The sequence below is a fragment of the Lysinibacillus sp. NPDC048646 genome (genome assembly GCF_050272295.1).
Taxonomy (GTDB): Bacteria; Bacillota; Bacilli; order Bacillales_A; family Planococcaceae; genus Lysinibacillus.
Map to the genome: position 1 here is coordinate 26,962 of NZ_JBNNLZ010000036.1, position 9,660 is coordinate 36,621.

Consider the following 9,660-nt stretch of genomic DNA (forward strand, 5'->3'; position numbering starts at 1 on the left):
TCTAAGCGAGAATATACGTACATATACTAGAATCAGGACGTCCCTCTACATTTTTTTGATATTTCAAAATAGATAATCATTTTCCTTCGTACAAAAGTACCGTTATTATTAAGTGTACGCAATTTATTTAGCAAAAATCGACTAACAATTTTCAAAGGAAGTGTTTCTAATTATGGTAAAACGTAATGATCCATGCCCATGCGGTAGCGGCAAAAAATATAAAAAATGCTGTGAAGGCAAACAGCAAGTAACAGTAGAAACTGTGGCAATTGAAGAATTAGAGCGTGTACTACAAACATTCTATTTAGAGTACCCAGAACGCAAAGATGTCCGTGCCTATATCGAGCACGTGGGCATATGGCAGCCTAAATTAGAGAGCGTGCTACAGCGTGAGCTTATCGAAGCGATCGCGTTGGACGACTTCTTCTTCCATCAAGAGCCATCTATTTGGAAAGGTTATTTAAAGAAAACGAAGAAAAAGACGGTTCGACCTTCTACTTTAAAAGTATTAGAAGGCTGGTCGCAACCTACATTATTTATTGGAACCGTGTCTGTTGTAGAGGAAAATTATTTCAAGGCTACACATGTGCTGTCAGGTCAAGAAATCTTTATCCGTCGTGAAAACGACAAGCCAATTCCTGAGGGTATGCATGTATTTGCATTCATCCTACCAGATGGCACGAAAAAAGAAGCACATTACTTAGCTGTTTCAACACTTATTTTCTTCCCTCTAGACCATGAAAAGGTATTTGCACAATTAAAGAAAAACTTTGAGGCTTCTGGGAAAAAAGTGGAGGCTTTCTTAAAAGAGGATCATTTATCATTCTGGGAGCTACTGGTGTCAAACGGTTACAAAGGCGAAGAGTTTACGAGCTTTGAAAACGGTGTAATTGCACAAGTAAAAGAGTTCCTTGAGGAAAATGAACGCGAGACTGAACCGATGTTAGAGCTATTAGAAGATTATTTAATCGAAGGACAACCTTCTGCACGTAAAGAGGCGGCGATCGCTGCTGGCGCGATTCGCTATGGTCAAGAAAAAGAGCTATTCGAGTCGTTATCAATGACTGTCAAAGAAATTGCTGCTACGTTTGATATTTCAGCAACATCTCTGACAAAATACTATCAAGACTTAAGTAATTACGTTGCCACGAAATAAAGTGAAACCAAACCGTGGGGGTGTATCTGCCCCCACGGTTTGTTAGTTGAACCAATCCCGCATTAACGGTCAGTTGATCGGCTTACTGACCGTTAATGCGGGATAAAGTGAAACTTCAATCAGTGAGGGTTTTCTTCATCCCCACACTAAATAGAGGAACACAAGCTAAAACCTTCACATCCTGTGAAAAAGCTTGTGTGACCAACATCCTGCTGCCCCGAACCAATCGGGCTTTTACGGTCAGTTGATCGAACACCTAGTTGACTCGTTCTCTTCTTTCCACTTGGGGTGGGCGTCTTGCACCTGACGCTTCGCTTTCGGAACAGATAAATTACTGACCGTTACTGCGGGATAAACGATATGTATTTATGCGCCGCACGTTCAGGTTTCGACCTTGAGCGTGCGGCTTTATTATGTATTTCTTGAGAATACCAAGCATTGAAACACCTTTGAGAATGTCGCGTTTTCAACTGGTCGACAACTATGCACACAATAAAAAAAGCTACTGTTGCTATCTGCATGCAGATAACAAAGTAACTTTTTCTATGGTAACCAACCAATATTATTATTTCCGAACATATTGTTATTTATGCATGGAAGACGTCAAATATGTTTGTTTTTATAAATAAATCTTATTTTTTTGTAGTTACTAACAGAGGATAGCCCTATTTACTATATACTTTCAGTAACTCTTCCCCTAAAAATTGCAGTCGCTCCCCTACTGTGCAAGCTTCAATACAGAAGCGATGAGCGCCCGTTTTACCACGTTCTTTGCGCAGTTGCTTAATGACGAAGCAATCAGCGCAATATATATCATGCAGTTCATCAATATCTTTCATAACTGTCACTTTATCCATCAAGAACGTTCACCCCTTTCACGTCCAAATTTCGCTTCTTACTATTATGAAGTGTACATTTTATACAAGCAACTATTTTGTTTAACCTTATTTAACAGAAATTGTTATGATGGTATTGTAGGTTGTGCAACAGCTCCATTGCTTTACAATCATCATTGAATCTAATCGAAAAGTAGGGATTTTATGTTGGAAGTCTATATAGATGCCGCAAGTGCAGGTAATCCTGGTCCAAGTGGCATTGGTCTTTTCATTAAAGGTGAAGGCCATCATATACAAATAAGTGAATATATTGGTCACACGAATAATCATATTGCTGAATTTACGGCCTTAGTTCGTGGCCTAGAAGAAGCACAAAAGCTTGGTACTACCCTTGTCTCCGTGCGCTCTGATTCAAAAATTGTCGTTGCCTCTATGGAAAAAGAATATGTTAAAAATGAAGAATTTAAACCTTACCTTGAGCAGGCATTAACGCTTGCTGGGCGCTTCGATTTATTTTTCATCAAATGGGTACCAGATTCACAAAATAAAGCTGCTGATGCGCTCGCACGTGCTGCCATTCAGCATGATAAAAGTTAAAGCGCTGAGAAAATGATCAGCGCTTTTTTCATCTCCGCTTATCATATCTAAGAAATCTGTTAAAAATTAAGTTGCACTTAAATGATGGATGTTCTAGCGGTAACAGCTGCGATTTGATGGTACTTTTTCATCGCGAACGGTGATGCTTCCCCACGTTCAATGGTCGAGAATCGTTCAAAAAAATATAGTTAAATTTCGAATTATTCACGAGGGATATTGACAACTTTATGCTACGATGATATCCTTTGACACATTAGTAATTTAGTAAGAGAAAGCACAGAAACTATTATTTGCTAGTCATACATCAATTATGTGAGGGGAATTTTGACAATGAAGCGTATTTTCACATTACTTATCATGCTTACTGCAGTGCTCGCTTTAGCCGCATGTGGCACTTCTGATGAAAAATCAAATGCAACAGATGATTCAACTGACTCAAACAAAAAAGAAAAAATCATCATTGGTATCGATGATAAATTCGCTCCAATGGGTTTCCGCGATGATAAAAATGAAATTGTTGGTTTCGATATCGACTTAGCGCGTGCAGCAGCTGAACATATGGAGATGGAAGCAGAATTCCAACCAATCGACTGGAAAACAAAAGAATCAGAATTAATTAGTGGTCGTATCGACTTAATATGGAATGGCTATACAATTACAGATGATCGTAAAGAAAAAGTATTATTTACGAAGCCATATCTAGAAAACTCGCAAGTTGTCTTGACAAAAAAAGATTCAGCCATCAAAGCACTTAGCGATTTAGCAGGTACAGAGGTTGGTATTCAAGCCCTTTCTTCTGCTGCTGACGCATTAAACAGCAATCCAATTCACAAAGAAATTAAAAAAATTACAGAATTTGCAGATAACGTTTTAGCATTAACAGATTTAAAAACAGGTCGTGTAGATGCAGTCATTATTGATGCCGTTGTGGCAGAATATTACATGACGCAACAACCTGATACATTCAAGTTATTAGAAGAATCTCTTGCACCAGAACAATACGGAATTGGTGTAAAACCAGGAAATGAAGCATTATTAGAAAAGCTACAAGCCGCTTTAGATAAAATGAACGAAGATGGCACAGCTGCTGAAATCTCTACAAAATGGTTTGGTGAAGATAAGGTTTTAAAATAATTGAATGATATCTATGGCTAAGAGTTTCCTCGTGAAACTCTTATCTTTTTGGAGGGAAAATATTTATGGCGGACTACTGGCAATCAATGATTTTGCCGATGCTGGAAGGCGCAAAAATGACAGTACTGCTGTTCATTATTGCGATTCTTGTATCGATCCCATTTGGCTTCTTGCTGACATTAGCTGTAAAAAGTCGAATAAAACCACTATCTTGGCTCGCACATACGTATATTTATGTGATGCGTGGTACGCCACTCTTGCTACAGCTTTTATTAATATGTTTTGGTTTACCGATGATACCCGTGATTGGCGAGTATTTAGTCATTGACCGCTTTGCCGCTGCTTGTCTTGGCTTTATATTAAATTACGCCGCATACTTTGCAGAAATTTTCAGAGGTGGCTTACTTGCGATTGATAAAGGTCAGTACGAGGCAGCACAAGTACTAGGATTGTCGAAATGGCAAACAACGACACGTATTATTTTGCCACAAATGTTTCGTGTCGCGTTACCAGCCTTATCTAATGAATCGGTTACATTAATCAAGGACACTGCACTGCTATACGCTGTTGCTGTACCAGAATTACTTCACTTCGCACAAACTGCAGTCAATCGTGACTTCACGATTGTACCGTACTTTATTGCTGGCGCTATTTACTTAGTCATGACGCTTGTGTTAACCGTATTATTTAAGTGGCTTGAAAAACGTTTTAAATTTGAATAGAGGTGACACGTATGGCACTTATTGAAATATCGAATTTGAAGAAATCATTCGGTGAGCTGGAAGTACTAAAACAAATTACATTTGACATTGAGAAAAATGATGTCGTAGCGGTCATTGGTCCGTCTGGATCAGGTAAAAGCACAATGCTTCGAAGCCTCGTTCATTTAGAAGAGATTAACGGTGGAAGTATTCGTGTGGACGGAGATTATTTAGTGCAAGACGGAAATTATACAAAACCGCAGGATATAAAAAAAATTACTGCAAAAATGGGCATGGTGTTTCAACACTTTAACTTATTTCCCCATTTAACCGTACAGCAAAACCTTGAAATTGCACCAGTTTTACTGAAAACAGAATCACCAGATGCCATTGCACGACGCTGTCAGGATTTACTACAAAAAATTGGTCTAGCCGATAAAGCGAAAGCCTACCCTGCTAAACTTTCTGGTGGACAAAAACAACGTGTAGCCATTGCGCGTGCACTGATGATGAATCCTCAGATTTTGTTATTTGATGAACCAACCTCTGCACTCGATCCAGAGCTGACAGGTGAAGTGTTAAAAGTCATGAAGGATTTAGCCGAGGAGCATATGACGATGATCGTCGTAACCCATGAAATGGGCTTTGCGCGCGAAGTTGCGAACAAGGTGGTATTTATGGATGGTGGCGACATTATCGAAGCAAACCATCCTGAAGCATTTTTTACAAATCCGCAAAACGATCGTACAAAAGCTTTTTTACAGAAGAACTTAAAATAGCAACACAGGGAACGGCATATGAGCTGTTCTCTTTTTTAATATAGGTGAAGTCGCTACTACCACCTCTCCCCTTTTTTAGTATGCGTGTAGCCCCTGTTTATTGGATTTATGTCTTAGCATATATCGGTGTGCTATTCTATCTTACATATAATAGAAAAGATACCAACACCCTGCACCAAATCCTTATTAAATGTATCCCTAATGTTATTTAGTTGACATGTAAATGTAATATTACAATGTTAATATCATTTATATACCAAGTAATTAGCTTTAAAGCTTTAGGAGGATACATATTTTGAAAAAGAATAAAAAGACTAAATGGGGCATGAAATTAGCTGCATTAGCATTAGGTTCATCCGTACTTTTTTCAACGTTTAACACAGCCTCAGCGGCAACTTATACAGTAAAATCAGGTGATTCTTTATGGAAGATTGCCAATCAACACGGGGTTTCTTATCAAACATTGATGAGCTGGAATCACTTATCATCTTCAAATATTTTTGTGGGACAAAAGTTAACGCTCAATTCCACGCTGGCTGCTGCACCAAATACACCAACGAATCTCGTACAAATTGCCAAACAACAACTAGGTGTAAAATATACATTTGGCGGAACTAAACCGAGCACAGGTTTTGATTGCTCAGGCTATATCACATACGTTTTGAACAATGCTGGTATTGCGACGCCTCGTAAAACAGCCGCAGGTTTTTACAATACAGCCAAAAAAGTAACGACACCTAAAGTTGGTGATTTAGTATTTTTCGCTAATACATATAAGCCAGGTATTTCACATGCAGGCATTTATATTGGCAACAATCAAATGATTAATGCCAGTAACGGTGGCGTTACGATTGCAAACATCAATAGCTCATATTGGAAGCAGTACTTTGTAGGATACGGTCGTTTATAGTGAACGGAAAAAACAGTTGGGGCGTTAATCTAACCCAATTGTTTTTTTATGTCGCGATAAATGACCTACGACTATAAAAAACCTCAAATAGAGTCACTTTTAAGTGTCCACTATTTGAGGTTCACAAAACGGAAAAAGTCCCTTTTTGTAACAAATCACTATAATTGATGAATTTTGAGTATCGACTAATATAAGGAAGCAAATACGTTTTTAAAATTAAATATATTTAATCTAAAGAAACTATGCTACAATATAATTCAGAATATTTAGAATAAACAGAAAGCTGTGATTTTTATGAAAATAAAATTCGCCAAGAGAGTTGAAAATATTCAATCTTCTGCAGTAAGGGACATCCTTAAAGTAGTAAATCAACATAACATTATTTCATTTGCGGGTGGCCTACCTTCTGAGGAATTTTTTCCACTTAGTGACATCGAAATGGCTTTTACAAGCACGTTTGAGACTGGACATAAATCCTTACAATACGGGGCAACTGAGGGGTATCTCCCCCTTAGAGAAATGATTGCGAAAAGGATGGAAAAGAAAGGTAATAATTGGTCTGTAGATAGTATCTTAGTCACTACTGGATCCCAACAGGCAATCGATTTATTTTCGCGAACTATGTTAAACCCCGGAGATGTTGTTTTAACCGAAGATCCTACTTACCTAGCGGCTAACCAAGTTTTTGGCTCTTATGAAGCCAATATCATTTCTGTTCAATCTGATAGTTAAGGAATGCTTCCGCGTGATTTAGAAAAAAAAATTAGTATTTTTTCACCAAAGTTCATTTATGTTGTACCAACATTTTCAAATCCAACAGGAAAAGTATGGTCTTTAGAAAGAAGGAAATCCCTTTTGGAAATTGCCAAAAGGAATCATGTTATTATTTTGGAAGATGACCCTTATAGTGATTTAAATTTTCATTCTGATGAGCATATTCAACCAATTGCTTCACTAGATAAAGAAGCTGCTGTCGTTTACACAAGCACTTTTTCCAAGACTTTATCGCCAGCATTACGAACAGGTTGGATACAAGGTCCAACTGAAATCATTAACACGATGGTTCAATTTAAACAAGCAGCAGATTTACATACAAATTCAATAGCCCAACAAGCTATTTATCATCTTTTATGTGATTTCGATATTGATCAACATATTCATGAAATAACTGCCATTTATAAACAACGTATGGAAATAATGATTGATTCACTATCAAGCGCAAACATTGACGGACTAGAATTTGTTACGCCTAGAGGCGGGATGTTTTTGTGGCTCCAACTAGATCCTATTATAAATACAACAGAGTTATTAGCTGATGCAGTTCAGAGTGGCATCGCTTTTGTACCGGGAGCTCCCTTCTATGTAACAGACTCGAAACATCATTCATTACGCTTAAATTTCACGCATTCTTCACCCGAGAAAATAAAACAAGGGATTTCAATCTTAAATGAAGTAATCATCAGAGCTATGAACAATCACTAGTTCAGCTTCATTGCAAGCACAAACTGTCCTCCACTAATAGCAATTAACCAAGTAAACCCCACAGATGATTCTCTGTGGGGTTCGTTCAATGGCAAGGCTTGATTGTACAATAGAATTGTATAGTCGATCTCATTCTAAATAGCCACAGAACTTATATATGGGCTACTTTACTTGCTTTTATTTTCGCTAAACGCAGTAGATAAATGATAAAGACAACAACCAGCAAACCTGCACTCGTTAAATAAACGGTAGCATAGCCTGCTTCCACTGCCACCATTCCTAGAATATAAGAACCTAGTGCAATGCCGATGTCGTACATCGTAAAATAGGTTGCAGTTGCATAGCCACTACGTGTATGTGCCGTTGATTGTATAGCTAATGCCTGTAAGCTTGTTGTCACAGCTCCATAGCCGAAACCAACAAAAATAGCTGCGAATAAAAATAATGCGGGTTCTGATACAAATGCCAGCATGACAAGCCCAATAGCAAACGATAATATGCCCGGAATAATCACAAACTGCGGCCCTTTCGTATCATAGAGCTTACCTGTATAAGGTCGTGTAATCAGCATTGCTGCCGCAAAAACCGCATAGAAAAGACTGGCCACAGCCATTAAATCCTTTTGCTGTGCATAGACCGATAAAAACGATAAGACACTCGCATAAGAAAAAGCCACTAAACTCGCAATTGCAGCTACCGGTAATGCCTTACGTTCAAATAAATCATTAAAACTAAATGTCAACCTCCCATGCTGTGCAGGTTTCGCTAAATCATCCGTATTAATCGTTACTACTAATAGGCCACCCGCTAAAACGCAAATACTCATCACAATAAATAACACATTAAAAGTACTATATTGAATGAGTAGTAAGCCGATAAATGGTCCGATCACAACTGCTAAGTTCGTAGACATGGTAAAATACCCCAGACCCGCCCCCTTACGCTTCTCTGGTACAATATCCGCCGCTAAAGACCCTGCAGCAGTTGTGATAATACTAAAGAAAATCCCTTGAATAAAACGTAGGCCAAGTAAAAGTCCAAATGGATGAATAAATAAATATAAAACCGTACAGAAAAAATAGCCCGCAATCGAGAGTACTAATAGTTTTTTCTTGCCAAAGACATCTAATAATTTGCCTGAAAAAGGACGGACAATAATAGCCGATAACAAAAAACCTGATAATAGTAGTCCTGCTTCCTTATCTGTTTGATGAAGCTCGCCGATTGCATAAAGCGGCAATGTTGTGACCAAACCATAAAAAACAAAAAATACGGATATATTTGTTAAAAATAAACTAATAAATCGCTTCGTCCATATTTGTGTACTTTCCTCTTGCTTCATGTTTATCAACCTTTCATTTTTTGCAATAGGTTCATAAATTGCTCCTGCTCTTCCACAGTCAGTGAACCAACCATTTCTGCCTCAAACGCCAAAATTGTTGCCGTAATCGCTGGTAAGTGTTCCACTGCCATCGCTGATAATGTCACGATTTTTTCACGCTTATCTTCCCCATCGACCCGTTGCACCCAGCCTAAATCTTCAAGTCGCGAAATGGCTCTTGTCACACTCGGTGCTTCGACATTCAAATATTTCCAAATTTGTGTTAATGTCATGGCTCCGTGCTTCTGTAGGCAATATAAAATTGTCCATTGCGAACTATACAGATTGTGCTGCTTCAATACTTCATTTAAACAATTCGTTAAAAAGCGACTCTTTTGGAATAAAGCATGGAATATTGGATTCATATAGTATCACCGCCTAAATTATTTACCTAGCTAAATAAATAGTATACGCTTCATTTTTTTCATTGTAAAGCAAGTGACTTTGACACTCATCGATGGATGCAAACGGCGATTTTCACCATGTTACCGGCGATTATCCATGGGTTACTGGCGATTTCCACGATGCTAACGGCGATTATTCACCGTTTACCGGCGATTTCCACGATGCTAGCGGCGATTATTCATCGTTTACCGGCGATTTCCACGATGCTAGCGGCGATTATTCATCGTTTACCGGCGATTTCCACGATGCTAGCGGCGATTATTCATCGTTTACCGGCGA

10 protein-coding genes and 1 pseudogene are annotated in these 9,660 nt (G+C 38.3%); 8 read left to right on the plus strand and 3 right to left on the minus strand.

Annotated elements, in window-relative coordinates:
• The first annotated feature begins 172 nt into the window (after positions 1 to 172).
• Positions 173 to 1,156: an SEC-C domain-containing protein gene (locus ACQKII_RS23195; RefSeq protein WP_427462802.1), complete on the plus strand. Its 984-nt coding sequence runs from the start codon at positions 173 to 175 to the stop codon at positions 1,154 to 1,156.
• A 665-nt stretch (positions 1,157 to 1,821) separates the two neighbouring features.
• Here ACQKII_RS23195 and ACQKII_RS23200 read toward each other — a convergent pair.
• Positions 1,822 to 2,013 (minus strand): zinc-finger domain-containing protein, encoded by a 192-nt coding sequence (locus ACQKII_RS23200; protein ID WP_427462820.1) that lies wholly within the window; start codon positions 2,011 to 2,013, stop codon positions 1,822 to 1,824.
• Between the two features lie 183 nt (positions 2,014 to 2,196).
• Between ACQKII_RS23200 and ACQKII_RS23205 the strand changes: the two genes are divergently transcribed.
• The 6 genes and pseudogenes from ACQKII_RS23205 (at position 2,197) to ACQKII_RS23230 (ending at position 7,595) form a co-directional block, all read left to right on the plus strand.
• Positions 2,197 to 2,589 (plus strand): ribonuclease HI family protein, encoded by a 393-nt coding sequence (locus ACQKII_RS23205; protein ID WP_427462803.1) that lies wholly within the window; start codon positions 2,197 to 2,199, stop codon positions 2,587 to 2,589.
• 330 nt (positions 2,590 to 2,919) lie between these two features.
• A complete protein-coding gene (locus ACQKII_RS23210; protein ID WP_427462804.1) occupies positions 2,920 to 3,723 on the plus strand; it encodes a transporter substrate-binding domain-containing protein in 804 nt (267 codons plus the stop codon).
• Between the two features lie 65 nt (positions 3,724 to 3,788).
• Positions 3,789 to 4,445 (plus strand): amino acid ABC transporter permease, encoded by a 657-nt coding sequence (locus ACQKII_RS23215; protein WP_143998235.1) that lies wholly within the window; start codon positions 3,789 to 3,791, stop codon positions 4,443 to 4,445.
• 11 nt (positions 4,446 to 4,456) lie between these two features.
• Positions 4,457 to 5,203, plus strand: coding sequence for an amino acid ABC transporter ATP-binding protein (locus tag ACQKII_RS23220; RefSeq protein ID WP_427462805.1), 747 nt, complete (start codon positions 4,457 to 4,459; stop codon positions 5,201 to 5,203).
• 295 nt (positions 5,204 to 5,498) lie between these two features.
• On the plus strand, positions 5,499 to 6,113 hold the full coding sequence (locus tag ACQKII_RS23225) for an NlpC/P60 family protein (RefSeq protein WP_427462806.1): 615 nt from the start codon (positions 5,499 to 5,501) through the stop codon (positions 6,111 to 6,113).
• Between the two features lie 438 nt (positions 6,114 to 6,551).
• Positions 6,552 to 7,595: pseudogene (locus tag ACQKII_RS23230) on the plus strand (PLP-dependent aminotransferase family protein).
• A gap of 151 nt (positions 7,596 to 7,746) precedes the next feature.
• Here the strand turns inward: ACQKII_RS23230 and ACQKII_RS23235 are convergent.
• Positions 7,747 to 8,937, minus strand: coding sequence for an MFS transporter (locus tag ACQKII_RS23235; protein WP_427462807.1), 1,191 nt, complete (start codon positions 8,935 to 8,937; stop codon positions 7,747 to 7,749).
• A 5-nt stretch (positions 8,938 to 8,942) separates the two neighbouring features.
• The gene (locus ACQKII_RS23240) at positions 8,943 to 9,341 is read right to left on the minus strand and encodes a MarR family winged helix-turn-helix transcriptional regulator (protein WP_427462808.1); all 399 of its coding nucleotides are present in this window, start codon (positions 9,339 to 9,341) and stop codon (positions 8,943 to 8,945) included.
• 96 nt (positions 9,342 to 9,437) lie between these two features.
• On the opposite strand from ACQKII_RS23240, the gene ACQKII_RS23245 reads away from it, so the two are divergent.
• The coding region (locus tag ACQKII_RS23245; protein ID WP_427462809.1) for a hypothetical protein at positions 9,438 to 9,660 on the plus strand (223 nt) is incomplete at its 3' end.

Coding starts and splice junctions, on each gene's coding strand:
- ACQKII_RS23195 (WP_427462802.1), top strand. CDS start 173: ATGGTAAAACGTAATGATCCATGCCCATGCGGTAGCGGCAAAAAATAT.
- ACQKII_RS23200 (WP_427462820.1), bottom strand. CDS start 2,013: ATGGATAAAGTGACAGTTATGAAAGATATTGATGAACTGCATGATATA.
- ACQKII_RS23205 (WP_427462803.1), top strand. CDS start 2,197: ATGTTGGAAGTCTATATAGATGCCGCAAGTGCAGGTAATCCTGGTCCA.
- ACQKII_RS23210 (WP_427462804.1), top strand. CDS start 2,920: ATGAAGCGTATTTTCACATTACTTATCATGCTTACTGCAGTGCTCGCT.
- ACQKII_RS23215 (WP_143998235.1), top strand. CDS start 3,789: ATGGCGGACTACTGGCAATCAATGATTTTGCCGATGCTGGAAGGCGCA.
- ACQKII_RS23220 (WP_427462805.1), top strand. CDS start 4,457: ATGGCACTTATTGAAATATCGAATTTGAAGAAATCATTCGGTGAGCTG.
- ACQKII_RS23235 (WP_427462807.1), bottom strand. CDS start 8,937: ATGAAGCAAGAGGAAAGTACACAAATATGGACGAAGCGATTTATTAGT.
- ACQKII_RS23240 (WP_427462808.1), bottom strand. CDS start 9,341: ATGAATCCAATATTCCATGCTTTATTCCAAAAGAGTCGCTTTTTAACG.